The organism is Microbacterium testaceum (genome assembly GCF_006539145.1).
Classification (GTDB): Bacteria; Actinomycetota; Actinomycetes; order Actinomycetales; family Microbacteriaceae; genus Microbacterium; species Microbacterium testaceum.
The window spans coordinates 227,444-253,075 of the sequence record NZ_BJML01000001.1 but is presented as its reverse complement, the minus strand read 5'-3'; the positions used below and the strand labels follow the sequence as shown (position 1 = coordinate 253,075).

Annotated in this window: 23 protein-coding genes; 13 read left to right on the top strand and 10 right to left on the bottom strand. The window is 70.4% G+C overall.

Annotation, left to right across the window (positions count from 1 at the left end; translation table 11 throughout):
* Positions 1-78 precede the first annotated feature (78 nt).
* Positions 79-1,518 carry an XRE family transcriptional regulator gene (locus MTE01_RS01315; RefSeq protein ID WP_141375288.1) on the top strand — a complete coding sequence of 480 codons (1,440 nt, stop codon included), beginning with the start codon at positions 79-81 and terminating at the stop codon, positions 1,516-1,518.
* Positions 1,519-1,667: 149 nt separating this feature from the next.
* On the opposite strand, the gene MTE01_RS01310 is transcribed toward MTE01_RS01315, so the two are convergent.
* Both MTE01_RS01310 and MTE01_RS01305 read right to left on the bottom strand, forming a co-directional pair.
* Complete coding sequence (locus tag MTE01_RS01310; protein ID WP_141375286.1) at positions 1,668-2,705, bottom strand: phenylacetaldoxime dehydratase family protein; 1,038 nt, start codon at positions 2,703-2,705, stop codon at positions 1,668-1,670.
* Between the two features lie 5 nt (positions 2,706-2,710).
* Positions 2,711-3,727 carry a carbon-nitrogen hydrolase family protein gene (locus MTE01_RS01305; protein ID WP_103206574.1) on the bottom strand — a complete coding sequence of 339 codons (1,017 nt, stop codon included), beginning with the start codon at positions 3,725-3,727 and terminating at the stop codon, positions 2,711-2,713.
* 214 nt (positions 3,728-3,941) lie between these two features.
* Between MTE01_RS01305 and MTE01_RS01300 the strand changes: the two genes are divergently transcribed.
* On the top strand, positions 3,942-4,835 hold the full coding sequence (locus tag MTE01_RS01300; protein ID WP_170210579.1) for a helix-turn-helix domain-containing protein: 894 nt from the start codon (positions 3,942-3,944) through the stop codon (positions 4,833-4,835).
* A gap of 85 nt (positions 4,836-4,920) precedes the next feature.
* On the opposite strand, the gene MTE01_RS01295 is transcribed toward MTE01_RS01300, so the two are convergent.
* Together MTE01_RS01295 and MTE01_RS01290 are read right to left on the bottom strand one after the other, a co-directional pair.
* Positions 4,921-6,393: an NAD-dependent succinate-semialdehyde dehydrogenase gene (locus tag MTE01_RS01295; RefSeq protein WP_141375284.1), complete on the bottom strand. Its 1,473-nt coding sequence runs from the start codon at positions 6,391-6,393 to the stop codon at positions 4,921-4,923.
* Between the two features lie 270 nt (positions 6,394-6,663).
* A complete protein-coding gene (locus MTE01_RS01290; RefSeq protein WP_141375282.1) occupies positions 6,664-8,508 on the bottom strand; it encodes an FAD-dependent monooxygenase in 1,845 nt (614 codons plus the stop codon).
* 97 nt (positions 8,509-8,605) lie between these two features.
* Between MTE01_RS01290 and MTE01_RS01285 the strand changes: the two genes are divergently transcribed.
* Positions 8,606-9,310, top strand: coding sequence for an IclR family transcriptional regulator (locus tag MTE01_RS01285; RefSeq protein ID WP_116238556.1), 705 nt, complete (start codon positions 8,606-8,608; stop codon positions 9,308-9,310).
* Positions 9,311-9,316: 6 nt separating this feature from the next.
* On the opposite strand, the gene MTE01_RS01280 is transcribed toward MTE01_RS01285, so the two are convergent.
* Together MTE01_RS01280 and MTE01_RS01275 are read right to left on the bottom strand one after the other, a co-directional pair.
* The gene (locus MTE01_RS01280; protein ID WP_103206579.1) at positions 9,317-9,958 is read right to left on the bottom strand and encodes a zinc ribbon domain-containing protein; all 642 of its coding nucleotides are present in this window, start codon (positions 9,956-9,958) and stop codon (positions 9,317-9,319) included.
* A 1-nt stretch (position 9,959) separates the two neighbouring features.
* Positions 9,960-10,547 (bottom strand): TetR/AcrR family transcriptional regulator, encoded by a 588-nt coding sequence (locus MTE01_RS01275; protein ID WP_103206580.1) that lies wholly within the window; start codon positions 10,545-10,547, stop codon positions 9,960-9,962.
* Between the two features lie 225 nt (positions 10,548-10,772).
* Between MTE01_RS01275 and MTE01_RS01270 the strand changes: the two genes are divergently transcribed.
* The gene (locus MTE01_RS01270) at positions 10,773-12,431 is read left to right on the top strand and encodes a thiamine pyrophosphate-binding protein (protein ID WP_141375280.1); all 1,659 of its coding nucleotides are present in this window, start codon (positions 10,773-10,775) and stop codon (positions 12,429-12,431) included.
* Between the two features lie 250 nt (positions 12,432-12,681).
* Here the strand turns inward: MTE01_RS01270 and MTE01_RS01265 are convergent, their stop codons facing one another.
* Positions 12,682-14,073, bottom strand: a complete 1,392-nt coding sequence (locus tag MTE01_RS01265) for an MFS transporter (RefSeq protein WP_141375278.1) — start codon at positions 14,071-14,073, stop codon at positions 12,682-12,684.
* Positions 14,074-14,193: 120 nt separating this feature from the next.
* On the opposite strand from MTE01_RS01265, the gene MTE01_RS01260 reads away from it, so the two are divergent.
* From MTE01_RS01260 to MTE01_RS01235, 6 genes are all read left to right on the top strand, one after another.
* Positions 14,194-15,735, top strand: coding sequence for a fumarylacetoacetate hydrolase family protein (locus tag MTE01_RS01260; RefSeq protein ID WP_141375276.1), 1,542 nt, complete (start codon positions 14,194-14,196; stop codon positions 15,733-15,735).
* A complete protein-coding gene (locus tag MTE01_RS01255) occupies positions 15,735-16,439 on the top strand; it encodes a GntR family transcriptional regulator (RefSeq protein ID WP_141375274.1) in 705 nt (234 codons plus the stop codon). Before MTE01_RS01260 ends, MTE01_RS01255 begins: the two co-directional genes overlap by 1 nt.
* A gap of 45 nt (positions 16,440-16,484) precedes the next feature.
* Complete coding sequence (gene hpaE, locus MTE01_RS01250) at positions 16,485-17,987, top strand: 5-carboxymethyl-2-hydroxymuconate semialdehyde dehydrogenase (RefSeq protein ID WP_141375272.1); 1,503 nt, start codon at positions 16,485-16,487, stop codon at positions 17,985-17,987.
* A 161-nt stretch (positions 17,988-18,148) separates the two neighbouring features.
* Positions 18,149-19,306, top strand: coding sequence for a 3,4-dihydroxyphenylacetate 2,3-dioxygenase (gene hpaD / locus MTE01_RS01245; RefSeq protein ID WP_141375270.1), 1,158 nt, complete (start codon positions 18,149-18,151; stop codon positions 19,304-19,306).
* Between the two features lie 122 nt (positions 19,307-19,428).
* Positions 19,429-20,214, top strand: a complete 786-nt coding sequence (locus tag MTE01_RS01240; protein WP_141375268.1) for a fumarylacetoacetate hydrolase family protein — start codon at positions 19,429-19,431, stop codon at positions 20,212-20,214.
* Positions 20,199-20,999 carry an HpcH/HpaI aldolase family protein gene (locus MTE01_RS01235; RefSeq protein WP_141375266.1) on the top strand — a complete coding sequence of 267 codons (801 nt, stop codon included), beginning with the start codon at positions 20,199-20,201 and terminating at the stop codon, positions 20,997-20,999. Before MTE01_RS01240 ends, MTE01_RS01235 begins: the two co-directional genes overlap by 16 nt.
* Here the strand turns inward: MTE01_RS01235 and MTE01_RS01230 are convergent.
* Positions 20,993-21,832: a helix-turn-helix transcriptional regulator gene (locus MTE01_RS01230; protein WP_246077935.1), complete on the bottom strand. Its 840-nt coding sequence runs from the start codon at positions 21,830-21,832 to the stop codon at positions 20,993-20,995. The genes MTE01_RS01235 and MTE01_RS01230 overlap by 7 nt on opposite strands.
* 102 nt (positions 21,833-21,934) lie before the next feature.
* On the opposite strand from MTE01_RS01230, the gene hxlB reads away from it, so the two are divergent.
* The 3 genes from hxlB to MTE01_RS01215 all read left to right on the top strand — a co-directional run bounded on the left by hxlB (position 21,935) and on the right by MTE01_RS01215 (position 24,013).
* Positions 21,935-22,507 (top strand): 6-phospho-3-hexuloisomerase, encoded by a 573-nt coding sequence (gene hxlB, locus MTE01_RS01225; protein ID WP_174799618.1) that lies wholly within the window; start codon positions 21,935-21,937, stop codon positions 22,505-22,507.
* A 28-nt stretch (positions 22,508-22,535) separates the two neighbouring features.
* Positions 22,536-23,159, top strand: a complete 624-nt coding sequence (gene hxlA, locus MTE01_RS01220) for a 3-hexulose-6-phosphate synthase (protein WP_141375260.1) — start codon at positions 22,536-22,538, stop codon at positions 23,157-23,159.
* 122 nt (positions 23,160-23,281) lie between these two features.
* The gene (locus tag MTE01_RS01215; RefSeq protein ID WP_141375258.1) at positions 23,282-24,013 is read left to right on the top strand and encodes a DUF6882 domain-containing protein; all 732 of its coding nucleotides are present in this window, start codon (positions 23,282-23,284) and stop codon (positions 24,011-24,013) included.
* A gap of 48 nt (positions 24,014-24,061) precedes the next feature.
* On the opposite strand, the gene MTE01_RS01210 is transcribed toward MTE01_RS01215, so the two are convergent.
* Both MTE01_RS01210 and MTE01_RS01205 read right to left on the bottom strand, forming a co-directional pair.
* Positions 24,062-24,550, bottom strand: a complete 489-nt coding sequence (locus tag MTE01_RS01210) for a cytochrome C5 (RefSeq protein WP_116238566.1) — start codon at positions 24,548-24,550, stop codon at positions 24,062-24,064.
* Positions 24,551-24,640: 90 nt separating this feature from the next.
* Entirely contained in the window at positions 24,641-25,525 is an 885-nt protein-coding gene (locus tag MTE01_RS01205; protein WP_141375255.1) for a bifunctional methylenetetrahydrofolate dehydrogenase/methenyltetrahydrofolate cyclohydrolase, read from the bottom strand.
* Between the last annotated feature and the right edge of the window lie 107 nt (positions 25,526-25,632).

Below are 25,632 nucleotides of genomic sequence, written 5' to 3'. Positions count from 1 at the left end.
TCCATGTTGGGCGCGCGAGCGACTTCTTTCCGAGAAATTTGCCCGTAAGAATCAACGATCTTTCGATATGGTCAAGGAATGGCATCGTCGTTCGAACTCACGACCCTGGGGCACCGCATCCGGCACCACCGACTCGCGCGCGGCTACACCCTCGACGAGCTCGGTGCGATGGTCGGCGTCGCCGGCAGCCAGCTGAGCCTCATCGAGAACGGCAAACGCGAACCGAAGCTCTCCCTCCTGCAGGAGATCGCGCGGGCCACCGAGACCGAGGTCACCGAGCTCCTCTCGCGGGAGCCCCCGAACCGCCGGGCGGCCCTCGAGATCGAGCTGGAGCGGGCGCAGACAAGTCCGTTCTTCCGGCAGCTCGGCATCCCTCCCGTCAAAGTGACCAAGGGAACGAGCGACGACACGATCGAGGCCGTGCTGGGCCTGCACCGCGAATTGCAACGGCGCGAGCGCGAGACGATCGCCAGCCCCGAAGAAGCCCGCCGCGCCAACACCGAACTGCGCCTGCGCATGCGGGAGACGTCGAACCACCTGCCCGAGATCGAACGTCTCGCCGAGAAGCAGCTCAAGGCCGCGGGGCACTCGACCGGCGCCCTCACCCACCGCACGGTGAGCATCATGGCGGAACAGCTGGGCTTCGAACTCATCTACGTCAGCGACCTGCCGCACTCGGCGCGCTCGGTCACCGATCTCGAGAACGGGCGCATCTACCTGCCTCCCGCGTCAATCCCGGGCGGCCACGGCCTGCGATCGATGGCTCTGCAAGCGATGGCGCACCGTCTGCTCGGACACCGCCCGCCCACCGACTACGCCGACTTCCTGCAGCAGCGCCTCGAGATCAATTACTACGCCGCCTGCTGCCTCATGCCCGAGACGAGCTCGGTCGCCTTCCTCACGCAGGCGAAGAAGGACCGCAACCTCGCCGTCGAGGACTTCCGCGACGCGTTCGGGGTGACCCACGAAGCAGCCGCGATGCGCATGACGAACCTGATGACCGTGCACCTCGGCATCCGCCTGCACTTCATGCGCGTCGACGGCGACGGTGCGATCTCGCGCGTCTACGAGAACGACGACCTCCCCCTGCCCACCGACGTCACCGGCTCGGTGGAAGGGCAGATCGTGTGCAAGAAGTTCTCGGCGCGGTCCGCCTTCGACGAGCACAACCGCACCACCGAGCACTACCAGTACACCGACACTCCCGCCGGAACCTACTGGTGCTCGAGCCAGACGGGAACGACCTCGAGCGGCGACTTCTCGATCACCGTGGGCGTGCCGTTCGACGACGCTCGGTGGTTCCGCGGACGCGAGACCACGAAGCGGGGCGTCTCGCACTGCCCCGACGAGTCGTGCTGCCGCCGCCCCGACACCGAAGCCGCGGAGCGCTGGTCGGGCAAGGCCTGGCCGAGCGCCCGCGTGCACCAGTACATGTTCTCGCCGCTCCCCCGCGGGATGTTCCCGGGCGTCGACGACGCGGAGGTCTTCTCGTTCCTCGATCGCCACGCGGACGGCTGACCGGGGGCATCACACGCGTGAGGCGCCAAGATGGGTCGCCTCGGGAGGCTCGCAAGCGACAAAACGTGGCGACTCGCGCAGGAGGACGGACGCACGGATGCCACGGCCCCGGGGCCTGGGGAGCGCGGGGTCGTGGCATCCGATCGTCCCTACCGTGCGCGCAGCAGACCCGTCTCGTCGTGGCAACCGACGTAGGTGAATCGCTGCTGGACGTCGGTCGGAACGGTCACCTCGTGGAAGAGCCGCAGGCGCGTCTCCGGCCCGAAACTCGAGAGATGTCGCATCGCCGCTCCGAAGATCTCGACGTGGGTCAGGTGAGAGGCCGCCCAGTCTTCCAGCGCCGCCATGTCGCGCCACCAACTCATTCCGAAGGTCCGGTCGGTGGGCTGATCGTCCTCGTCGAGGACCACCATGAAGCGATTGTCGTAGCACCCGATGGATCCGCCCTCGTCGCGGAGGAAATCCATCCCCGCCCGCAGCGGCGGTTCGACGGTCGACAGGTAGAGATCGCGCTCACGATCGCCGGTGTCGGTGATGTCCTGCCCCGATCGGATCAGGCAGGCGTTGCCATGCAGACGCACGTCCCGCACCCGACCAGATCCGGTGACGACGAGCTCGCCCGAGGGCCAGAGCGGATCGGTCTGCGCGAGCGGAAGGCGGTCGCGCATCGACCCCCAATAGGCGTGCTCCTCGATCATCCCGCTCATCTCCGTCCCCACCTCGGCGACACCCTCGGGGCGGTCGGAGGCGGAGAAGATCGTCTCGAAGCGCTCCAGGTCGGGCGTGACGAGCTCGAGGAAGCGCCCCACGCCGTCCTCCACGCGGTCGGGGTCGAGCCACGCGGCGCCTACGGACGCGAACCAGCGCTCGAACGCGCGCGGGTCGCTCCAATACGCCGTGTCGATCGTCGTCGTATATCCCTGTGCGTCGATGTAGCGAGCGCGTTGCACGGAGCCGGGACCGTCGTGCGCGGAGCGCGCCTCGCGCATCTCACCCAGGGCGGCAGCGGCCCGAGGATCGTCTGCGTCCCGGCTCTGCACCCCGAACGACGCCATCACCACGGCGTCGACCTCGTCACCGAAACGCGCCGAGAACGAGGGATAGGGAGGCTGATACGAGCCGGGCGTGTGCTTCGGCCGGCGGTCGGGGCGCCGAAGCTTCGGCGCGATCGAGGACTCGAGTCCCATCGACGTCATTCCGCGCTGACGAGGTCGTCTGCCACGACCGGCTCCGCAGCAGGGATGTCACGAGCGGATGCCGCGACCTTGGGCAACCGCCCCGTGTCGCGGTGGTGGAGGGTGAAGACGTCCGGCCGAGAGTAGTGTCCCACGGGGTCGGCGGCGTTCTTGGCGGCGAGGATCGCGGAGTAGTCGATGTCGGCGAAGAGGATGCCCTCCTCGTCGGGTGCGAGCGGGTCGGCGAGCGAGCTTCCGTCGGGACCGAAGATCCGGGCGTATCCGCCGCCGAGTGGCAGCATGGCGCGCTTGGCATCGGTGTCGGCGAACAGCTCCTGCGCCGCTGGTCCTACGGTCGCGCACGGAGCGAGAACGAAGGTCTGCCCCTCGACGGCGTACTGGCGTGACGCACCGACATTGACCTCGGGCCCGAGGGCGTTGACGGCGCCGCCGAAGATCGAGAAGCTCGGCCACGCGGCGACGTGCAACTGCTCGTCTTGCGAGAACATCGCGTACTTGGTGAGCGGCTGCAGGTGCTCCCAGCAATTGAGCGAACCCACGCGACCGACGGGCGTGTCGACGACCACGACGTCGGAGCCGTCACCGTCGCCGAACTGCGTTCGTTCCACGTGGGTCGGCTTGAGCTTGCGGCGCGTGCTGAGGGTTCTTCCGTCCGCGTCGATCACCGCCTGCCCCATGTAGAGCGATCCGCCCGAGCGCTCGCTGAATCCGAACGCGAGCGAAATGCCGAGGGACCGGGCGACCGATTCGAGTCGCTGCCACTCGGGGCTGCCGATCTCGAGGGAGTTCGCGGCGTACGGCACGACGAATTGAGACTGCCAGGCGACCGAATCCAGCCACAGGAACCAGGGGTATCCGGGCAGCCAGACCTCGGGGAAGGCGACGATCTCGGCGCCACCGTCGCGCGCGTCGCGAGCGAACGCCTCGAGTTTGTCGATGCCCCCGTCCAGGTCGTTCCAGACGGGTTCGGCCTGCACGGCGGCGGCGCGGAAGCTCTTGCGGTAATCGGGCATGAGGACTCCTTCGGGTGAGCGGCATCGGATGATCCGCGGTGCCCACACGTTAGGAGGGAGGGGTGCCCGCGTCTCCGACTTCGCGCGCACGGTGTCCGGCGATGCACGCACCACCCATCGACGGACGTCACGGCATCCGGCGATTCGCGCACGATATCCGACCGCATCCCCGATCGACAGGCAGGCGAGGGGGAACCAGGCGTACCATCCCCGCATGTCACCTGTGGCTGTCTCCTCCGTCGCGGAGTGGACGCGCGCGTGCAGTGGCGCCTTCGTCCCCCTCCGCGTGAGCGCGACCGCGGCCGCCTTTCACGCCAGCCTGGCTCAGGTCAGGCTCGGCCCGGCCGTCACGGTGACCCGCGTCATGAGCGAGGCGTCGACGGTCTACCGAGACCAGGACCTCATTCGCCGTCAGCCACGCGACGACGTGCTCCTCTCGCTGCACCGTCGTGGACGCGGATGGATCCGTCAACACGGCCGTACGGCCGAACTGGGCTCCGGATCGGCGGTCATGTACGACGCCGCCTCCCCGTACGCGCTGTCATTTCCCGCTTCGATGAGCGAGGTGGTGCTGCAATTGCCCCGCCGCACGCTCACCAGCGCGGGCCACACGTTCGCCGGGCTGACCGCGGTCGACATCCCCGACTCCGCGCAGTTGCGCGCGCTCACCCTGCTGGCCTCGTCGATCCAGCGCCCGGCGGCCGAAGAGGCGGAAGCCATCGGCGATGCGCTCATCGGACTGCTCCGCGCGGTCGTCCAGGGCCGCGACGCGGGCGCGCCCGCCACCGATCCACACCTTCTCGTCGAGGGCATACGTCTCTGGATCGACGAGCAGTGCGTCGATCCCGATCTCACCCCCGAGCGGATCGCCGCCCACTTCCACCTGTCGCTTCGCACGCTGCAGAAGCTCTTCGCCGCAGACGGCGAATCCCCGGCGGCGTTCATCCGTTCCTGCCGGTTGCGTCGCAGCCGGTCCCTGCTGGGCGGCGGGATGAGCGTGGCCGAGGCCGCGCGGCGCACCGGTTTTCTTGATGTCGACGGCTTCACCCGCGCGTTCAAGCGCGAGTTCGCGCAGACCCCTTCATCCGTGCGCTCGGCCGGCCACTGACGCCGGTACCCGCGGTCGTCACCCGGGACGACGGATGCCACGACCCCGGGCCCTCGCGGGGCGCCGGGATCGCGGCATCCGGTGCTCAGGCGTAGGGGTTCGCCGTCAGCGTGTACTTCGTCTGCAGGTACTCGTGGATGCCCTCGTCGCCGCCCTCGCGGCCGAGTCCCGACTGCTTCCAGCCGCCGAAGGGGGCCGCGGCGTTGGAGACGACGCCGACGTTGAGGCCCATCATCCCGGTCTCGAGCTTGTCGATCATGCGCTGGCCGCGCGCGAGCGACTCGGTGAAGACGTAGGAGACGAGCCCGTACTCGGTGTCGTTGGCGAGGCGCACGGCGTCGTCTTCGTCGTCGAAGGGGATGATCGCGAGCACGGGTCCGAAGATCTCCTCGCGGAGGATGTCGCTGCCGGGTTTCACGTCGGACACGACGGTCGGCTCGAAGAACGTGCCGGGGCCGTCGATGGGCGAACCGCCGGTGGTGACGGTGGCGCCGCGCTCGACGGCATCCCCCACGAGGGTCTTGGCCTTGTCGACGGCGCGGTCGTCGATGAGGGGGCCGATCTGCACGCCCTCCTCGGTGCCGCGGCCGATCTTCAAGCCCCGCACGCGCTCGGTGACGCGGCGGGTGAACTCGTCGGCGATCGAGCGCTGCACGATGAAGCGGTTGGCGGCCGTGCAGGCCTGGCCGATGTTGCGGAACTTCGCGAGCATCGCACCCTCGACCGCCTTGTCGAGGTCGGCGTCGTCGAACACCACGAAGGGGGCGTTGCCGCCGAGCTCCATCGACGTGCGCAGAACGCCCGGTGCGGCCTGCTGCAGCAGCTTCACGCCGACGGGGGTCGAGCCGGTGAACGAGAGCTTGCGCAGCCGCGGGTCGGAGATGATGCGCTCCGAGACCGGGCCGGTGTTCGTGGTCGTGACCACGTTGACGACACCGGCGGGGAGCCCCGCGTCCTGCAGGATCTGCGCGAAGAACAGCGTGGTGAGCGGGGTGAGGGTGGCCGGCTTGATGACGACCGTGCACCCGGCGGCGAGCGCGGGCGCGATCTTGCGGGTGGCCATCGCGAGGGGGAAGTTCCACGGCGTGATGAGGTAGCAGGGGCCGACCGGGTGCTGCGAGACGATCATGCGGCCGGTGCCCTCGGGGTTCGCGCCGTAGCGGCCCTGGGTGTGCGCGGTGACCTCGCTGAACCAGCGCAGGAACTCCCCGCCGTAGCCGACCTCCCCGCGCGCCTCGGCGAGGGGCTTACCCATCTCCAGCGTCATCAGCAGCGCGACGTCTTCCTTGCGCTCCTGCAGCAGGTCGAAAGCGCGGCGGAGGATCTCGGCGCGTTCGCGAGCGGGGGTCGCCGCCCAGGACGGGAACGCCTCGGCCGCGGCATCCATCGCCGCCACCCCGTCGTCGACACTCGCGTCGGCGATTTCGCGGATGACTCCGCCGGTAGCGGGGTCGTTGACCGCGACGGTCTTGCCGCCCTCGGCAGCGCGCCACTCGCCGTCGATGAGCAGACCGGTGGGAACGGATGCCAGCAGCTCGCTCTCGCGCGAATCAGTCATGAATCCTCCAGGATCGGGGCGGGGTTCTCCGCCCATTCTTCTCAGCCCGCGGGTGCGTGCCGATATACGTGGCGTACAAGGGGGTGACTCCGGTCGCCGTCATGGCCAGCACACGGCGTCCGGCGGACGTCCCGCGCGTGCGCGCACGCCCGGCGCTCGAGCGGAACACCCACGCATAAACGCTTTCCGCGCGCATAAACGTGCCGTGCTCGCGTTTATGCGCGTGGATCGCGTTTATGCGCGGGGGTGCGGATGCCGGGGTCGACGGCGTCAGCGCGATGCCGCGGCCGTCGGCTCCGCCATCGCACCGGTGAGGAACCGCTCCAGCCCGACCGGATCGGTGAGCGGCAGCACGTGCGCGACGTACTGATCGGGCCGCACGACGACCACGGCCCCCTCGGCGCCGATGCCGCGCTCGGCGAAGACGTCGCCCGTCGTCCAGGCCGAGGGCGCGGCGGCGAACACCTTCTCGAGGTCGGTGAGCCCCAGCGGCCCGGACTGCGGGCGGAAGAGCGTCGGTACGTCGACCACGTCCTCCCAGCGACCGGGGTACACCACCTTCGCGTCGAAGACGGCGTCGAGGTCCGCTCCCTCGGGAGTGAACCGCTCGACGACGGCCCGCGCCGCGCCGACCCAGTCCTGCAGCGCCGTGCCCTCGGCATCCGCGAAGACGTACAGGCGCCAGCGCCCGTCGGCTTTCGCGTGGTGGCCCAGGTGCACGGCGTTGCCGTCGCACACCCGCACGACCTCGACGCTGTGGAAGCGTTTGCCCACCGGGAATCCGGATGCCAGTTCCTGGGCGGCGTCCGCCGCGACGATACGCGAGGGGGCGTAGTGTGTGCCGAAGCCGGAGGGGAACTCCGCGGTGGCGAGGTAGTAGGTCGCGAGCTCGTCGGGGTCGGTGATCTCACCGGGCTTGCGGGCCATGAGCGACGACCACTCGCGGTCGAAGTCGATGAGCTGCTGGGCGACCGGGCGGCGCTCCTGATCGTAGGTGCGCAGCAGCTCGACGGGCGCGAGGCCGGTGAGCACGTGACCGAGCTTCCAGCCGAGGTTGAAGCCGTCCTGCATCGAGACGTTCATGCCCTGGCCGGCCTTCGCGCTGTGCGTGTGGCAGGCGTCGCCCGTGAGGAAGACGCGCGGGTCATCGAGATCATCGACGAACTGATCGGTGACCCGATGGCCCACCTCGTAGACGCTGTGCCACGCGACCTGCTTCACGTCGATCGAGTACGGGTGCAGGATCTCGTTCGCCCTCCGGATGACCTCGTCGATCGGCGTCTGACGCACGCGGTGGTCGTCGTCCTCGGCGACCTCGCCGAGGTCGATGTACATGCGGCTGAGGTAGCCGCCTTCGCGTGGGATGTGCAGGATGTTGCCCGCCGCGGCGTTGATCGCGCACTTGATCCGCCAGTCGGGGAAGTCGGTCTCCACCAGCACATCCATCACACCCCACGCGTGGCGGGCGGCTGCGCCGACGTGCGTGCGGCCGATCGCCTGGCGCACACCGCTGCGCGCTCCGTCGCACCCCGCGACGTATTTCGCGCGGATCGTGCGCTCCCCCTCGGTCGTACGCACGCGCACCTCGACGTGGTCGCCCTGCACCTCGAGGTCGAGGAACTCCACGCCGTAGTCAGGGGCGATGCGCGCGGGCCCGTGGGCCGCCGCCTCGGCGAAATAGTCGAGCACGCGCGCCTGATTGACGATCAGGTGCGGGAACTCGCTGATCTTGTACCCGTAGTCCTCGGTGCGCGTCGTGCGGACGATCCGGTCGGGGTGCTCGGGGTCGGGTGCCCAGAAGTTCATCCAGCCGATGTTGTACGCCTCGGCCGTGATGCGGTCGGCGAAACCGAACGCCTGGAACGTCTCGACGCTGCGCGGCTGGATGCCGTCGGCCTGGCCCAGCGACAGTCGCCCCTCCCGCTTCTCGATGAGGCGCGTGGTGAGCTGCGGGAACTGCGACATCTGGGCCGCGAGCAGCATTCCGGCGGGACCGGACCCCACGATGAGCACGTCGACCTCGTCGGGGAGGCGTGCCGGCCGGTCGATGCCGGTTCCGGCGGCGTTCTGCACGCGCGGGTCACCCGAGACATAGCCGTGGTGGTGGAACTGCACTGTTTCTCCTGACGTCGATGTCGAGGTTGCTCACGAGACCGTCGTGTTCTATATTCGAACGCAACGTTCTGCTATCGAACGAAAGGTTAGCCGAGCCATGTCATCGCGGCAAGACGCAACGCCCGCTTCGCAGACGCTCAGCCGCGGCATCCGCCTGCTCGAAGAACTCGCCGATGCCCGCACCCCGCTGACGATCGACGACCTGGCCACGCGTGTCGGGCTCCACCGCTCCGTGGCCTATCGACTCCTGCGCACGCTCGAGGACCACGGACTCGTGACGAGGGATGCCGCGGGCGCGGTGCGCCTGGGAACGGGCCTGGCGGCTCTCGCCGCGGGGGTCGCCGCCGACCTGCAGGCCGAGGCCCTGCCCGAGCTCACGGCCGCGGCGAACGAGCTGGGCATGACGTGCTTCCTCGTCGTGCTCGACCACGACGAGTGCGTGACCCTCCTCAGCGTCGAACCACGCCACGCGACGACGACCGTCGCGCAGCGGCCGGGGACGCGGCATCCCGTCACCCGGGGAGCCCCGGGGCGGGCGATCCTCGCGCAGATGCCCCCGGGCCGCTGGCCCGACGCCGCCGACGCCCGACTCGCGGCCGAGGTCGCCGACACCGCCGAGCGCGGCTGGGCGACCAGCCACGACGAAGTCATCCCGACCCTGCGCGCCGTCGCCGCGCCGCTCAGCGTGCAGGGGCGGCAGCCGGCCGCCGTCGCCGCCGTGTACGTCGCGACCGATCGCGACGACGCGGCGATCGGGTCGCGGCTGACAGCGGCGGCCGAGGCCATCCGCCGCGCACTCTAGGGCGCGTCAGCCCGTCAGGCCCGTCCCGCACGAGGAGCAGAAGCGCGCTCCCGCCGGGTTCTCGGAACCGCAACCGCCGCACGACGCGACCACCGCGAGCGGGGAACCGCACTCGCCGCAGAACTTCCCGCCGTGCGATTGCGCCCCGCACGCACCGCAGCGCGGGCGGGCCTGCGTCTTGAGGTCGGCACCGCCCAGCAGGTCGACGGTCTCGAGCCGCTCCTGCACCTGACGACGTCGCGCCTCGGCCTGCAACTGAGCCAGCTCTTCCGTGGCATTCGGCGAGCAGCGCACGCACTGACCCACCCCGTCGTTCCAGCACCCGTCGCCGCAAACCCAGTCGCTGCAGCCCCGGCACTGATGGAATCGCGGCGCGATCTCGGCCGTCGCCGCACGGAGCGCCTCGTCTTTCGCGGGTGAGTTGGTGCCGCGATCGAGAAAACGATCGGCCATCGACGCGAATTGCGACACGGGGCCGCCGAAGAGGTTCCCGATGCCGCGGGCGAGCTTCTGCCCCGCGGCGCGCGGGTCGGGACGGAACGCCGAGCGGTAGCCGTTGCCGCAGCGTTCGCAGCGGAACTCGAATTGGAAGCCGTCCATGTTGGACAGATCGGTGAAGTTGTCGGTGAACGGGACGAGGTCGCTCATGTCACTCCTGATCGAGGCGAGGGGCGCCGGCGGCGCCGCGGGGGGTTGCGGGCCGCGGCCCGAAGACGAGGTCGACGAGAGGTCCGAAGTCGTAGCGGTCGCCGAAGTGCGGGGCCTGCATGAGGAGCAGGTTGTTCATCAGCATTCCGCGCCCCATGAACGCCCAGAGGTCGAGGTCGCTCGCGCCGGCATCGCGCAGCGTGCGGTAGACCTCGTCGAACTGCCGACGTGACTCGACCCCGATCTCGGGTTCGGCGGTCGCGGCCGAGAACGCGTGAGCCCAGACGAGAACGGCCTCCGGCCGCGAGAGGACGAGCTCGCGGTAGGCGGCGCCCAGCCGGTCGGGGTCGAAGCCGGCGCCCGAGGCTCCGCGGAAGGCGCGCGTGATCTCGGCCCCGGCGTGAGCGTGCGTGCGCACGAACAACTCGAGCTTCGACCCGAAGGTGCGAATGACGTAGGGCTGCGACACCCCCATCTCGCTCGCGACCTGAGCGGTCGAGGTGCCGAAGTAACCGCGGGCGGCGAAGGCACGGACGGAAGCCGTGAGCAACTCGTCGTCGCGCGCGGTGCGGCGGCGGGGGCTCGGCATCCGTTCTCCTTCCGGGGAGGTTATCGCTCGATAATACCGACGGCATCGCACCCCGCAGCCGGATTCTCGTCCCCGGTCCCGGAGTGCCACCGCCCCGCGCACCTATACTCGATCCCGTCAGGCGCACGAGGCCGTGCGTCGCTGCTCGAAAAAAGGGCACGTAGCGGAATCCCCGCGAGACACATACGGCATCCATCCGTTCCGTCTCGAAAGGCTCCCCCCGTCATGCCCACCGTTTCCGCGCACGTCGCGCACACCCTCGCTCGCCACATCGACACCGTCTTCGGCGTCATGGGCAACGGCAACGCCTATTTCCTCGACGCGCTGGGGCGCGAGACTCCCTCAGGTTTCGTCGCCGTGCGGCATGAGGCGGCGGGCGTCGTCGCCGCCGACGCGCACTACCGCGCCTGCGGCCGCCTCGCCGCTGCCACCGCCACCTACGGCGCCGGCTTCACCAACACGCTCACCGCGCTCGCCGAGGCCGTCCAGGCGCGCACCCCTCTCGTGCTGATCGTCGGCGATGAGCCGACCTCGGGCCCGCGCCCCTGGGGTGTGGACCAGATCGCCCTCGCCGCCGCCGTCGGCGCGCGCACCTATACCGTCGGTCACCGCGACGCGGCGGCCACCATCGTCATCGCGATCGAGCACGCCCTCACCTACCGCCTGCCCGTGGTTCTCGGCATCCCGTACGACGTCGCCACCCGTGAGGCCGGTTCGATCCCGCCCGCCGAGGCCCCCGGCGCCGCCCCCGAGGTCACGCCCGAGCACCCCCCTCTCGGCGCCTTCGCCGACAAGGTCATCGAGCAGATCGTCGACGCGCTGGCATCGGCCGAACGACCGCTGCTCCTGGGGGGACGCGGCGCCTGGCTGGCCGGCGCGGGAGCGGCGCTGGACGACCTCGCCGCCACCGCCGGAGCGCTGACCACGACCAGCGCCCTGGGCCGCGGCCTGTTCTCGGATCCGGCGCGCGACCTCGGTGTCGCCGGTGGCTTCGGCGCTCCCGGCGCGATGGAACTCGTGCGCGAGGCCGATGTCGCCGTCGTCTTCGGTGCGAGCCTGAACCAGTTCACGATGCGCTTCGGCGAGCTCTTCTCCCCCGGCTCGCGGGTCTTCCAGGTCGACCTCGCGCCGACGGCGACGCACGCGCACATCGGCGGGTACGTGCGGGGGGATGCCGCTGACGTCGCCATCGAGATCACGCGCCGCCTCCGCGCGCAGGGCGCGACGCCCTCGACCTGGGGCCAGGGCCTCGACCTCGCCGCCGCCCGCCGCCAGCCCGAGGGTCAGGGCACGGGTCCCGACGGGCGCCTCGACCCGCGCACCGCCGCCGCCCGCATCGCCGAACTGCTGCCCCAGGACCGCGTGATCGTCTCGGACGGTGGGCACTTCCTCGGCTGGTCGAACATGTACTGGCCGGTGGCCTCGCCCGACCGCATGATCATGGTCGGAACGGCGTACCAGTCGATCGGCCTGGGCTTCCCGAGCGTCCCCGGCGCCGCCGTCGCCCGCCCGGACTCCACGATCGTGCTCACCACCGGCGACGGGGGCGGACTCATGGCCCTCGCCGACCTCGAGACCGCCGTCCGGGTCGCGGGCGGCCGCGGTATCGCCGTGGTCTGGAACGACGCGCAGTACGGAGCCGAGGTCCTGAACTACGGCCTCAAGGGCCTGCACCCCGATCCCATGCTCATCCCCCAGGTCGACTTCGCCGCGGTCGCGCGCGGGTTCGGCGCCGAGGGCGTGGTGGTCGAGTCGGTCGACGACCTCGAGGCCCTGGCATCCTGGGTCACTCGCCCGGCCTCCGAGCGGGACTTCCTCCTGCTGGATCTGCGCGTGAGCGCGGCGGTCGTCGCACCGTACTGGGAAGAGATCGCGGCGCGCTGACCGGGTCGGGCGCGGGACTCCCGAGAATCCGTGCGTCCGCAAAGAGCCGGGGCGCCCTCCTCGGGCACCCGCCCTGCCGTGCCCAGCTCCTGGATGTTTCGGGCTGTGCCGTCTGAAGAACGGCCCGCCCGACCCCCGGCGGCCCGGATCTCAGGAGTTCGGTGCGCGCACAGAGCTCCGGGCCTGGCACGCCCCGGCACGCCGAACGGCCCCGCCGCACCGAAGCGCGACGGGACCGTGACGGCCGGGCTCAGGCCTTCGACAGCCCGCGCACCGGGCTGACCGACTGCTCGGCCTCGTGGTCGGGGCCCAGCGGGATCCCGCTGCGATCGCGCAGCACCAGCGTCGCGACGGCGCCGAGCACGACCATGCCCGCGAGGTACCAGGTCACCGACATGGTCGACCCCGTCGCCTTGACCAGCGCCTCGGCGATCGTCGGGGCGAACGCCCCGCCCAGGATCGCGCCGAGGGCGTACGAGATCGACACCCCCGAGAAGCGGATGGATGCCGGGAACAGCTCGGCGTACAGCGCGGCCTGGGGTCCGTAGGTGAGGCCGAGGCCCACGGTCAGCACCACGAGACCCAGGGTCAGCAGGCCGATGCTCGTGGTGTTGACGAGCGGGAACAGCACGAAGACCCCGACCAGCAGCGCCGCCCACCCGATCAGGTAGGTGGCGCGTCGGCCGATGACGTCGCCGATCCACCCGCCGATCCAGGTGAAGACGAGCCACGACACCGCCGACAGGGTCACCGCGCCGAGCACGTCGGCGGTGGCCAGACCCACGGGTCCGTCGGGGTTGGTGGCGTAGCGCTGGATGTAGCCGCCCGTGGTCATGTAGCCCACCGCGTTGTTGCCGGCGAACACGAGGGCGGCGATCAGCACGAGCAGCGCGTGCTTGCGGAACAGCTGCACGATCGGCATCCGCGTCTTCTCTTTGCGCTCGGCGAGCTCGAGGAAGACCGGGCTCTCCTCGACCTTCCGGCGCACGTAGTAGCCGATGAGGATCAGGACGAACGACAGCAGGAACGGCACGCGCCAGCCCCACACGAGGAAGGCGTCGCCGGGGGCGACGACCGCCATGAGGGCGAGCATGCCGCTCGCCAGCAGCAGACCCAGCGGAACGCCGAGCTGGGGGGCGGCGCCGAAGAGGCTCCGCTTGGCCTTGGGGGCGTGCTCGACGGCCATGAGCACCGCGCCGCCCCACTCGCCTCCGGCCGAGATGCCCTGCAGCACACGCAGCAGGATCAGCAGCACGGGGGCCGCGACGCCGATGACGTCGAAGGTCGGGAGCACGCCGATCAGGGTCGTCGAGGCGCCCATGAGGATGAGCGTGATCATCAGCACGACCCGGCGGCCGTACTTGTCGCCGAGATGGCCGGCGAGGAAGGCGCCGAGGGGACGGAACAGGAAGCTGAGCCCCACGGTGAGGAACGACAGGATCTGCGCGACCCCGGGTCCGGCCGGTGCGAAGAAGAGCTGGCCGAAGACCAGCCCCGCAGCCGAGGCGTAGAGGAAGAAGTCGTACCACTCGACGGTGGTTCCGACCACGGTGGCGAAGACCACGCGGCGGCGATCGCCCGAGGTCGAGATGGTGCCGGTCGGGGTGAACCCGGCCGAGCGGCGAGAGGGTGCGGTGGACATGAGTGGCTCCTTTGACGTCATCGTCGAGACCGCGACGTCGCTGTCGAGAGGTCGGCGGGGTCGTGCTTGCCCCCGCCTCTCGGATCATATACGATTTCGAATACGACGCAAGGGAGCTTCATGAACGACATCGCCGACCCCCGGTTCGCCGTCCTCGGCGAGCGCCCGGGCAAGATCGTGGCCGTCCACCTGGCCTACGCCTCGCGCGCCGACCAGCGCGGCCGCCGCCCGGCCGCCCCCTCGTACTTCTTCAAGCCGTCGAGCTCCCTCGCCCCCTCGGGCGTCGAGATCGAACGTCCCGCGGGCACCGAGCTGCTCGCGTTCGAGGGCGAGATCGCCCTCGTCATCGGCGAGCCCGCCCGATGGGTGACGCCCGACGCCGCGTGGTCGCACGTGGCATCCCTCACCGCCGCGAACGACTTCGGTCTCTACGACCTGCGCGCCAACGACAAGGGCTCGAACGTCCGCACCAAGGGCGGTGACGGCTACACGCCCCTCGGACCGGCGCTCCTCGACGCCCGCGACGTCGATCCGGCGGACCTGCGCCTGCGCACCTGGGTCGACGGCGACCTCGTCCAGGACGACTCGACCGCCGGGCTCATCTTCCCCCTCGCGCAGATCGTCGCCGACCTCTCCCAGCACTTCACCCTCGAGACCGGCGACGTCATCCTCACCGGCACCCCCGCGGGATCCTCGGTCGTCACGCCGGGCCAGGTCGTCGAGGTGCAGGTGGATGCCGGCCCCCTGTCGACCGGGAAGCTCCGCACCACGGTGGCCCAGGGCGACCGGCCGTTCGATCCCGCGATCGGTTCGCTGCCCGCGGTCGATGACACCCAGCGCACCGAGGCGTGGGGGTCGGCCGCGGCCGCCGCTGCCGCGGGAACAGGGGACGCCACCGACGCGGGGCGATCCGCCGCGGATGAACCTGTTCCCGCCGACTCCCCTGTTCCCCTGACCGCCGCAGCCCCCTCGCTCTCGCCCGAACTGCGCGACAAGCTCTCGCGCGTCCCCGTCGCCGCCCTCAGCGGGCAGCTGCGCAAGCGCGGCCTCAACGACGTGACCATCGACGGCGTGCACCCCCTCACCCCCGGCAGCCGGTTCGTCGGCACGGCGCGGACCCTCCGGTTCGTCCCCCATCGCGAAGACCTCTTCGCCCTGCACGGCGGCGGGCAGAACGCGCAGAAACGCGCCTTCGACGCCGTCGAGGAGGGCGAGGTGATCGTCATCGAGGCCCGTGGCGAGACCGGTTCGGGCACGCTCGGCGACATCCTCGCGATCCGCGCTCATGCCCGCAAGGCCGCCGCGATCGTCACCGACGGGGGCGTGCGCGACGCCGAAGCCGTGGCCGCGGTCGGCATCCCCGTCTTCACCGCCGGCCCGCACCCGGCCGTCCTCGGCCGCCGTCACGTGCCGTGGGAGACCGATGTCGCGGTGGGTTGCGGCGGCACCACCGTCGAGCCCGGCGACATCCTCGTCGGCGACGGCGACGGGGTGATCGTCATCCCGCCCGCCCTGGCCGACGAGGTGGCCGACGCCGCCCTCGCACAGGAGCAGGAGGATGCGTGGATCGCCCGTCAGGTGGCATCCGGTCGTCCCCTCGAGGGACTCTTCCCGATGAACGCCGCGTGGCGCGCCCGCTTCGACGGCGAGAGGAACGCCTGATGGATGCCGCGACCCCGCCCACCGCGCACGCGTCGAGCCAGAGCAAGTCGCAGCAGGCGTACCACTGGATCAAGAACCGCATCGCGTCGCAGGAGTTCACGCCCGGCTACCGGCTCGTGCTCGGCTCGATCGCCGGGGAACTCGACATGAGCGTCGTGCCGGTGCGCGAGGCGATCCGCCAGCTCGAGGCCGAGGGGTTGGTCATGTTCGAGCGGAACGTCGGCGCCCGCGTCTCGATGGTCGACGACACCGCCTACCGCTTCAGCATGCAGGCGCTGAGCCTGCTCGAGGGAGCGGCGACCGCGCTGTCGGCCCGAGCTCTGACGACCGACGACGTACGTCGCGCGCGCCAGGTCAACGAGCTCATGGTCGAGACGCTCGAGCACTTCGACCCCCGCGCCTTCACCGCGCTCAACCAGGAGTTCCACGCGATCCTGTTCGAGAAGTGCGCCAACCCCCGCATGCTCGAGCTCGTGCAGGCCGAGTGGGCGCGCCTCGGGCACCTGCGCGACTCCACCTTCAGCTTCGTCCCCGGCCGCGCCGCCGAGTCGGTCCGCGAGCACGAGAACATCCTCGTGCTGATCGAGAACGGCGCCCCGCTCGCCGAGATCGAGAAGGTCTCTCGGCGTCACCGCTCGGCCACTCTCGATGCCTACATGATCCACGAGCACCCCGACCAGGTGCTCGGCCTGCCCGCTTTCTGATCCCGGATGCCATCGGCATCCGCCCCCTCCGACGAAGGAGCATCCATGACCCGCCGTATCCCCGCCGAGCTGCCCGAGCGCATCCAGCACTACATCGGCGGCCGTTTCGTCGACTCGGTCGACGGCGACACGTTCGACGTGCTCGACCCGGTGACGAACCAGACCTATGTCACGGCCGCCGCCGGCAAGAAGGCCGACATCGACCTCGCCGTCGAGGCCGCCCGCACGGCCTTCACCGACGGCCCGTGGCCGCGCATGCTCCCCCGCGAACGCTCGCGCGTGCTGCACCGCATCGCCGACCTCGTCGAGTCTCGCGACGAGCGCCTCGCGGAGCTCGAGTCGTTCGACTCGGGCCTGCCCATCACGCAGGCCCTCGGTCAGGCCCGCCGCGCCGCCGAGAACTTCCGGTTCTTCGCCGACCTGATCGTGGCCCAGACCGACGACGCCTTCAAGGTTCCCGGACGCCAGCTCAATTACGTCAACCGCAAGCCGATCGGTGTCGCCGGGCTCATCACGCCGTGGAACACCCCGTTCATGCTCGAGTCGTGGAAGCTCGGTCCGGCGCTCGCCACCGGCAACACCGTGGTGCTCAAGCCCGCGGAGTTCACCCCGCTCTCGGCATCCCTGTGGGCGGGCATCTTCGAAGAGGCGGGCCTGCCCGAGGGCGTGTTCAACCTCGTCAACGGCCTCGGCGAAGACGCCGGCGACGCGCTCGTGAAGCATCCCGACGTGCCGCTCATCTCGTTCACCGGCGAGAGCTCGACCGGGCAGCTCATCTTCGCCAACGCCGCGCCCTTCCTGAAGGGCCTGTCGATGGAGCTCGGCGGCAAGAGCCCCGCGATCGTCTTCGCCGACGCCGACCTGGACGCCGCCATCGACGCGACCATCTTCGGGGTCTTCTCACTCAACGGCGAGCGCTGCACCGCGGGCAGCCGCATCCTCGTGGAGCGCTCGGTGTACGACGACTTCGTACAGCGCTACGCCGCCCAGGCCGATCGCGTGAGGGTCGGCTACCCCGACGACCCCGCCACCGAGGTCGGGGCGCTCGTGCACCCCGAGCACTACGACAAGGTCATGTCGTACGTCGAGCTCGGCAAGAGCGAAGGGCGTCTCGTCGCCGGCGGCGACCGCCCCGAGGGGTTCGCGGAGGGCAACTTCGTGCGGCCCACGGTGTTCGCCGACGTCGCACCCGACGCCCGCATCTTCCAGGAGGAGATCTTCGGCCCCGTCGTCGCGATCACTCCCTTCGACACCGACGAGGAGGCCCTCGCCCTCGCGAACGACACGAGGTACGGCCTGGCCGCCTACGTCTGGACGAACGACCTGAAGCGCGCCCACCTGTTCGCGCAGAACGTCGAGGCGGGCATGGTGTGGCTCAACTCCAACAACGTCCGGGACCTCCGCACCCCCTTCGGCGGGGTGAAGGCCTCCGGTCTCGGTCACGAGGGCGGCTACCGCTCGATCGACTTCTACACCGACCAGCAGGCCGTGCACATCACGCTCGGCGGGGCCCACAACCCGACGTTCGGCAAGGCCCCGGGGCACTGAGCCCGGTCCGCGCGGCAGCTCGGCGGATCGCCTCGCCGCGCTGCCGACCAGATCACGTGACCTGGACGACATCACCGCCCTTGACGGGTGGGCTCGTCGTCGTCACGTGATCTCGACCGCCAACTCCGACCCCCGACGACAACCACGCAAGGACGCGAACAATGACGAAGCACACCGAAGAAGAGAAGACCTCATCCGGGTTCTGGGTGACCCAGGAGGCCCCGATCGTCTCCGACGACCCGATCCCCACCCCGAAGGCCCCCGCGCCCGACATCCTGCGCTGCGCGTACATGGAGCTGGTGGTCACCGACCTCGCGGCATCCCGGGTCTTCTACGTCGACATCCTGGGACTGCACGTCACCGAAGAGGACGACGAGGCGATCTATCTGCGCTCCACCGAGGAGTTCATCCACCACAACCTGGTGCTCCGCCGGGGCGAGATCGCCGCCGTGGCCGCCTTCTCGTACCGGGTGCGCTCGGCGGAAGACCTCGACAGGGCTGTCGCCTTCTACGAGGAGCTCGGCTGCCTCGTCCGCCGCGAGCCGAACGGCTTCACGAAAGGCATCGGCGACTCCGTCCGCGTGGTCGACCCGCTCGGTTTCCCGTACGAGTTCTTCTTCGACACCGAGCACCAGGAGCGCCTCTCGTGGCGCTACGACCTGCACTCCCCCGGTGAGCTCGTTCGCCTCGACCACTTCAACCAGATCACGCCCGATGTCCCCCGCGCGGTGAATTTCATGCAGTCGCTCGGGTTCCGCGTGACCGAGGACATCCAGGACGAAGAGGGCACCGTCTACGCCGCGTGGATGCGCCGCAAGCCCACCGTGCACGACACCGCGATGACCGGCGGCGACGGCCCCCGCATGCACCACGTGTGCTTCGCCACGCACGAGAAGCACAACATCCTCGCCATCTGCGACAAACTCGGCGCCCTCCGCCGATCCGACGCCATCGAGCGCGGCCCCGGCCGCCACGGCGTCTCGAACGCGTTCTACCTGTACCTGCGCGACCCCGACGGCCACCGCGTCGAGATCTACACGCAGGACTACTACACCGGCGACCCCGACAACCCCGTCATCACCTGGGACGTCCACGACAACCAGCGCCGCGACTGGTGGGGCAACCCCGTGGTCCCCAGCTGGTACACCGAGGGCTCGCTCGTGCTCGACCTCGACGGGAACCCGCAGCCGGTCCGCGCTCGCGAGGACTCGAGCGAGATGGCCGTCACGATCGGAGCCGACGGCTTCAGCTACACCCGTGCTCCGGAGGAGCCGGCATCCGCCCCCTCCGCCGAGTTCAAGCTCGGCAACCAGCTCTGACCGCGCCCGCTCCCCCGACGATGTCCCACTTATGGCTGCCTGAGCGCCCCCCAGCCGACCAGAAGTGGGACACGCTTCGCGAAAAGTGGGACGAGGTTCCGGAGACCGACCAAGGAGAACACATGCTCACCGACGCACAGATCGACGCGATCGCGGCCGAACTCGCCGAGGCCGACAGCGCCCACTCCGTCATCCCGCGCATCACGGCGAGATTCCCGGATGCCACGGTCGACGACTCGTACCGGATCCAGGGCCGCTGGCGCGATACGCAGCTCGCCGGCGGCCGCACGCTCGTCGGGCGCAAGATCGGCCTCACGTCGAAGGCGATGCAGCAGGCGACAGGGATCACGGAGCCCGACTACGGCGTGATGTTCGACGACACCGTCTACCGCTCGGGGGCCGAGATCCCGGTGGACCACTTCTCGAACGTCCGCATCGAGGTCGAGCTCGCCTTCGTGCTCAAGACGCCGCTCGAAGGCCCCGAGTGCACGCTCGACGACGCCCTCGCCGCGATCGACTACGCCGTCCCCGCGCTCGAGGTCCTGAACTCGCACATCGAACTCGAGGGTCGCACGATCGTCGACACGATCAGCGACAACGCCGCCTACGGCGCCATGGTGCTCGGCGACGTGCACAAGCGTCCCGACGAGATCGACCTGCGCTGGGTTCCCGGCCTGCTGAGCCGTAACGGCGAGATCGAAGAGACCGGCGTCGCCGCGGGCGTCCTCGGCCACCCGGCCACCGGGGTCGCGTGGCTCGCGAACAAATTCCACCAGCACGGCGCGCGCCTGGAGGCGGGCGAGATCATCCTGGCAGGATCGTTCACGCGCCCGATGTGGGTGTCGCGGGGCGATGACGTCCTCTGCGACTACGGACCGATGGGAACGATCTCGTGCCGCTTCGTCTGACCCCGACCTTCCGCGCCGCCCTCGCGGCATCCGATCGTGCCCTGGCCGGGATGTGGCTGTGCACGGGGAATCCCGTCGTCGCGGAGATCGCCGCGGGCTCGGGCCTCGACTGGTTGCTGATCGACATGGAGCACTCCGCGACCTCGATCGAGCAGGTCCTCGGGCAACTGCAGGTGGCGGCGGCCTACCCGGTCACCCCGGTCGTACGCGTGCCGTCGAACGACCCGGTCACGATCAAGCGCGTGCTCGACGTGGGGGCGCAGAACCTCATCGTGCCGATGGTGTCGTCCGCCGCCGAAGCCCGCGCCGCGGTCGCCGCCACCCGCTACCCGCCCGACGGCATCCGGGGGGTGGGCAGCGCCCTGGCCCGCAGCGCCCGCTGGAACCGCGTCGACGGCTACCTCGCCGAAGCCGCCGACCAGGTCTCGCTCACCGTGCAGATCGAGACCGCCGCCGGCGTCGACGCCGCCGCCGACATCGCCGCAGTCGAGGGGGTGGATGCCGTCTTCGTCGGGCCCAGCGACCTCTCGGCGTCGATGGGCTTGCTGGGTCGGCAGACGCATCCCGACGTGGTGGCCGCGGTCCACCGCGTGTTCTCCGCGGTTCGGGATGCCGGCATCCCGGTGGGTGTGAACGCTTTCGACCCCGCGGTGGCCGACTCCTATCTCGACGCGGGAGCGGACTTCGTCGCGGTCGGTGCCGACGTGGCACTTCTCGCCCGGGCGTCCGAGGCGCTGGCGGCGCGGTTCGTCACCGCCCGCGCGCCGCAACGCGACAGCTACTGAGCGCGCGCCGTCCCGAGGGCCGCGAGCTCGGCCCGCGTGGAGACGCCCGCTTTTCGCAGCAGATTCGACACGTGGAACTTCGCGGTGTTCTCGCTGATCCCGAGGCGTTCGGCGATCGCGCGGTTGCGTGAGCCCGCCACGACGAGGCTGAGAACCTCGCTCTCTCGGGGGCTGAGATCCACCGCCTCGTCGAGGAAGTCGGGGCGCGGGGGCGGATCGAGCGGCAGCACGACCGACAGTTCGGAGCCCCAGCCGGGTGTCGAGGCGACGTCGAACGCGCCGTTGAGCGCGCTGACCCGCTCAACGATGGGCCCCAGCGAGTCGTCATGAGCGGTGAGGGTGCCCGCTCCGTCGTCGCGGATACCGATGAGCAGGTTCAGCCCGTCGCAGTCCCATTGGATGCGCACGCGGTGCGGAGTACCCCGGTCGAGCAGGGCGAGCACGGCGCTGCGGACGATCGCCCGGGCCTCGTGCGCGACTTCACCCGGCAGGGCGCGCCCGGTCGCCGGCGGCTCCACGAATTGCACGTCGAGGTCGCCGTGTCGAACGAGCGGGCGAAGGTCGGTGCGCAACCGGGCGAAGGCCCCGGTGACGGGCTCGAGCAGGGCGCTGCGATGTTGATCGGTGGAGGTCCGCAGCACGACGAGGGCGGCGGCCGCGGTCTCCACGGCCAGGGCGCGTGCCGCGCGGTCGTCGAGGCGCGTGGACCGCAGGATCGCCAGCACCGATTCGAGGGTCACGGCGTGGCGGTCGGCCTGCTCGGCGACGATGCGTTCGTGCTCGATGACGAGGGCGCGAGACGCGGGGGACGACAACTCGACGGACGGCTTCACCCGCCCAAACCTAGCCGACGGATCCGCACCTACCCGATCGGGTAGGTCGACCTGTGCCGTCGACCGGCCATGAGCGCCGCTCCGCCGGCGAAGCATGGGGCCATGACTTCCCCCGACGCCGGCATCGCGGCATCCCTCTCCCGCATCGCGGGCGAGCTGACCTCGGTCGTCGACCGCCTGGCCACCGGCGACAGCGTGGACGACGTGCTCGAGGTGCTGGGCGGCGCCGACCGCGTGTTCGTCCTCGGCGCCGGCCGCTCGGGCCTCGCGCTGCAGATGACCGCGATGCGCCTCATGCACCTCGGCCTCGCCGTGCACGTCGTCGGCGAGACCACCGCCCCCGCGATCCGCGCCGGGGACGTGCTGCTCACCGCCAGCGGCTCGGGAACGACGACCGCGATCGTCCGCGCCGTCGAGACGGCCACCGAGGTCGGCGCCCGCATCGTGGCGATCACCACCGCTCCCGACTCGCCCCTCGGGCAGGCGGCGGACGCCCTCGTCGCGGTCCCCGCCGCGACGAAGCTCGACCGCTCGGGCACGGCCTCCACCCAATACGCCGGCGGCCTGTTCGAGCAGGCCGTCGTGCTCGTCGGCGACGCGATGTTCGACGCGCTCTGGCAGCGCTCGGGCCACTCGGCCGACGACCTGTGGCCCCGCCACGCGAACCTCGAATGACCCTCCACCCCGACAGTCAGGACACCCAATGAAGCTGCAGTTCGCCATGGACACCCTCTCCACCGAGGCCGCCCTCGACCTCGCCGCCGCCGCGGCCCCGCACGTCGACATCCTCGAGCTCGGCACCCCGCTCATCAAGAGCGAGGGCCTGTCGGCCATCACCGCGATCAAGAAGGCGCACCCCGACAAGATCGTCTTCGCCGATCTGAAGACGATGGATGCCGGCGAGCTCGAGGCCGACATCGCCTTCGGCGCCGGAGCCGACCTCGTGACGGTGCTCGGCAGCGCCGGAGACAGCACGATCATCGGAGCGGTCACCGCCGCCAAGAAGCACGGCAAGGGCGTCGTCGTCGACCTCATCGGGGTCGCCGACAAGCCGGCCCGCGCGAAGGAGGTCATCGCCCTCGGCGTCGAGTTCGTCGAGATGCACGCCGGCCTCGACGAGCAGGCCGAGGAGGGCTTCACCTTCGCCACGCTGCTGCGCGACGGAGAAGCCTCGGGCGTGCCGTTCTCGGTCGCCGGGGGCGTCAACGCGTCGAGCATCGCCGACGTGCAGAAGGCGGGCGCGCAGGTCGCCGTCGCCGGCAGCGCCATCTACAGCGCTTCCGATGTGGGCGCCGCCGCGGCCGAGCTCCGCGCCGCGATCGTCTGAGCGTCGACCGCGTCCTGAGAACGGCGATGGGCCGGACGATTACTCGTCCGGCCCTTCGCCGTTTCGAGGGCGAGTCCTCGTTTCGTCCGTGCGATCCCGAGCGACCGGTCTAGCGTGGAGCGGTGACGACTTTTCCGACTCTCCGGGCTCTCGCCGACCGCGCCTCGTTCTTCACCGCCCTCCGCCAGGACGCACTGGGCCAGGCGGCGGAACAGCTCGGCGACCACCGATGGGACGTCGACCTCGCGACGGGGACGTTCGCGTTCTCGTCGACCACCGACCCGACCCGCCGATTCGTCTGCGGCGCGCACCTCATCGCGTCGATCGCCCCCGGTCCCCGCTCCGTGCTGTGGGGGTGGGCGCACCCCGCGGGAGGCGGCGATCGGGGAGTAGCCGCGCAGCTGCGCGCCTACGGCGAGACCCACGGGATCGCCGAGCTCACCTCACCCGAGGTTCCGTTCCCCGCGGATGCCCCGGGCGACGCCGACTGGATCGCGCAGGTCTCGCACGAGATCGCCGGAGCCGCCGTCGACATCACCGGCCGCTCGGCGTACTACTCCGCACCCTCGGGTGAATCCGGCACGCGCGCGGTGCTGCTTCTCGATGCCCCGCTGCCCGCGCTGACCGTCGCCGAGGCGATGATCCGGATGCCGCGCATCATGTCGACCACGACGCCCGCCGATCCGCGCGCGGCCGTGTGGAACCTCGCGCGCTTGGCCGGGTGGACCATGACGTGGACCGACGACGCCTTCTCGGGCGCCGTCGTCACCGATTCCTCCGGCTCGGTCACCTTCGGCTTCGACGAGCAGGCGCGGGTCACGTCGATGAAGGCTTCCCTCGCCGGTACTGCCTGAGAACGCGAAAGGGCCGCGCCGGTACGGCGCGACCCTTTCGAACGGGAGTCAGTCCTCGTCGGCGTCGTCGTCTTCCTCGTCGTCGTCACCGATGATCTCGATGTCTTCGACCTCGAGCTCGGGCGTGAGCTGAACGTGCACGAGAGCATCGGGGAACGACGTCTGACCGGCGAACACCACGATGATCGCGTCGGCGAACACACCCACGCCGATGGCCTCGAGGTCGGTACGCAGGTCGACGTCGGCATCGAGCTCGTCGTCGTCGAGGGCGTCCTCGATGTCGCTCGAGATCTCCTCGACGATCGCGCGCCAGCGCTCCTCACCGACCGAGAGCACGTCTTTGAGGTTGCTCATGATCGCGTCGAGATCCGGCTCTTCGTCTTCGTCGATCTCGGGGTCGAGGTCGACCTCCACCTCGACGCCGGCGGCATCGAGGTGCCCGGACCCGATGACGCTGTCTTCGTCGATCTGGGCGTCTTCGAGCAGGCCGCTCTCGGTGACGCGGCGGAGGAGGTCGTTCAACACGGACTCAGTCATGAGAAAACCTTGCCACGTCGCGGGCACGCGCGCCTCCCCATTGCGCGCGACGCTCCGTCTGTTCAACCGGCGGCAGGCCGCGGTTCACCGTCAGGCGGCGGTCGCGCGCTCCGCGGCCTCGACGACGTTGGTCATCAGCAGGGCGACCGTCATGGGGCCGACTCCGCCCGGGTTGGGCGAGACGAAGCCGGCGACCTCGGCGACGTCGGGGTGCACGTCGCCATAGACGCGCGACTTCCCGGTCTCGGGATCGGTCTCGCGCGTGACACCCACGTCGAGCACCGCGGCGCCCGGCTTGACGTCGGCGGCGCGCACGATGTGCTTGACGCCCGCGGCGGCGACGATGACGTCGGCCTCGCGCAGGTGCTTCGCGAGGTCGGCGGTGCCGGTGTGGGTGAGGGTCACCGTCGCGTTGATCTCGCGGCGCGTCAGGAGCAGCCCGATCGAGCGACCGATCGTCACGCCGCGGCCGACGACGACGACCTCCTTGCCCGTCAGGTCGTAGCCGCCTCGCAGCAGCAGCTCGATGACCCCGCGCGGCGTGCAGGGAAGCGGCGTGAGGATCGGCGCATTGACGTTGAGCACGAGACGGCCGAGGTTGGTGGGGTGGAGGCCGTCGGCATCCTTCGCCGGATCGATCCGCTCGAGGATCGCGTCGGTGTCGAGGTGCTTCGGCAGCGGCAGCTGCACGATGTAGCCGTGGCACGCGGGGTCGGCGTTGAGGCGGTCGATGACCGCTTCGACCTCGTCCTGCGTCGCCTCGGCCGGCAGCTCGACCTGGATCGAGTTCATGCCGATCGCCTCGGACTGCTTGTGCTTCATGCCGACGTACAGCTGCGACGCCGGGTCGGCACCGACGAGGACCGTCGCGATGCCCGGGACGACGCCCCTCTCGCGGAGCGCTGCGACGCGCTCGGCGAGCTCCGCCTTGATCGCCGCAGACGCGGCCTTACCGTCGAGGATCGTCGCCGTCATGGCATCCCTCTTTCTTGAGTATCGATCGGGGTCGTGCGGGCGAAGAGTCGCACGCATAAACGCTGTTCGGTCGCAGAAACGCGCTCTCCCCGCGTTTATGTGCGCGA

What these genes read in the sequence shown, in the direction of transcription:
- MTE01_RS01275 (WP_103206580.1), bottom strand. Translation starts at nt 10,547, where the DNA reads ATGCCGAGCCCCCGCCGCCGCACCGCGCGCGACGACGAGTTGCTCACG.
- MTE01_RS01270 (WP_141375280.1), top strand. Translation starts at nt 10,773, where the DNA reads ATGCCCACCGTTTCCGCGCACGTCGCGCACACCCTCGCTCGCCACATC.
- hpaD (WP_141375270.1), top strand. Translation starts at nt 18,149, where the DNA reads ATGACGAAGCACACCGAAGAAGAGAAGACCTCATCCGGGTTCTGGGTG.
- MTE01_RS01305 (WP_103206574.1), bottom strand. Translation starts at nt 3,727, where the DNA reads ATGCCCGATTACCGCAAGAGCTTCCGCGCCGCCGCCGTGCAGGCCGAA.
- MTE01_RS01310 (WP_141375286.1), bottom strand. Translation starts at nt 2,705, where the DNA reads ATGGGACTCGAGTCCTCGATCGCGCCGAAGCTTCGGCGCCCCGACCGC.
- hpaE (WP_141375272.1), top strand. Translation starts at nt 16,485, where the DNA reads ATGACCCGCCGTATCCCCGCCGAGCTGCCCGAGCGCATCCAGCACTAC.
- MTE01_RS01315 (WP_141375288.1), top strand. Translation starts at nt 79, where the DNA reads ATGGCATCGTCGTTCGAACTCACGACCCTGGGGCACCGCATCCGGCAC.
- hxlB (WP_174799618.1), top strand. Translation starts at nt 21,935, where the DNA reads ATGACTTCCCCCGACGCCGGCATCGCGGCATCCCTCTCCCGCATCGCG.
- MTE01_RS01265 (WP_141375278.1), bottom strand. Translation starts at nt 14,073, where the DNA reads ATGTCCACCGCACCCTCTCGCCGCTCGGCCGGGTTCACCCCGACCGGC.
- MTE01_RS01280 (WP_103206579.1), bottom strand. Translation starts at nt 9,958, where the DNA reads ATGAGCGACCTCGTCCCGTTCACCGACAACTTCACCGATCTGTCCAAC.
- MTE01_RS01260 (WP_141375276.1), top strand. Translation starts at nt 14,194, where the DNA reads ATGAACGACATCGCCGACCCCCGGTTCGCCGTCCTCGGCGAGCGCCCG.
- MTE01_RS01300 (WP_170210579.1), top strand. Translation starts at nt 3,942, where the DNA reads ATGTCACCTGTGGCTGTCTCCTCCGTCGCGGAGTGGACGCGCGCGTGC.
- MTE01_RS01210 (WP_116238566.1), bottom strand. Translation starts at nt 24,550, where the DNA reads ATGACTGAGTCCGTGTTGAACGACCTCCTCCGCCGCGTCACCGAGAGC.
- MTE01_RS01205 (WP_141375255.1), bottom strand. Translation starts at nt 25,525, where the DNA reads ATGACGGCGACGATCCTCGACGGTAAGGCCGCGTCTGCGGCGATCAAG.
- hxlA (WP_141375260.1), top strand. Translation starts at nt 22,536, where the DNA reads ATGAAGCTGCAGTTCGCCATGGACACCCTCTCCACCGAGGCCGCCCTC.
- MTE01_RS01255 (WP_141375274.1), top strand. Translation starts at nt 15,735, where the DNA reads ATGGATGCCGCGACCCCGCCCACCGCGCACGCGTCGAGCCAGAGCAAG.
- MTE01_RS01240 (WP_141375268.1), top strand. Translation starts at nt 19,429, where the DNA reads ATGCTCACCGACGCACAGATCGACGCGATCGCGGCCGAACTCGCCGAG.
- MTE01_RS01295 (WP_141375284.1), bottom strand. Translation starts at nt 6,393, where the DNA reads ATGACTGATTCGCGCGAGAGCGAGCTGCTGGCATCCGTTCCCACCGGT.
- MTE01_RS01285 (WP_116238556.1), top strand. Translation starts at nt 8,606, where the DNA reads ATGTCATCGCGGCAAGACGCAACGCCCGCTTCGCAGACGCTCAGCCGC.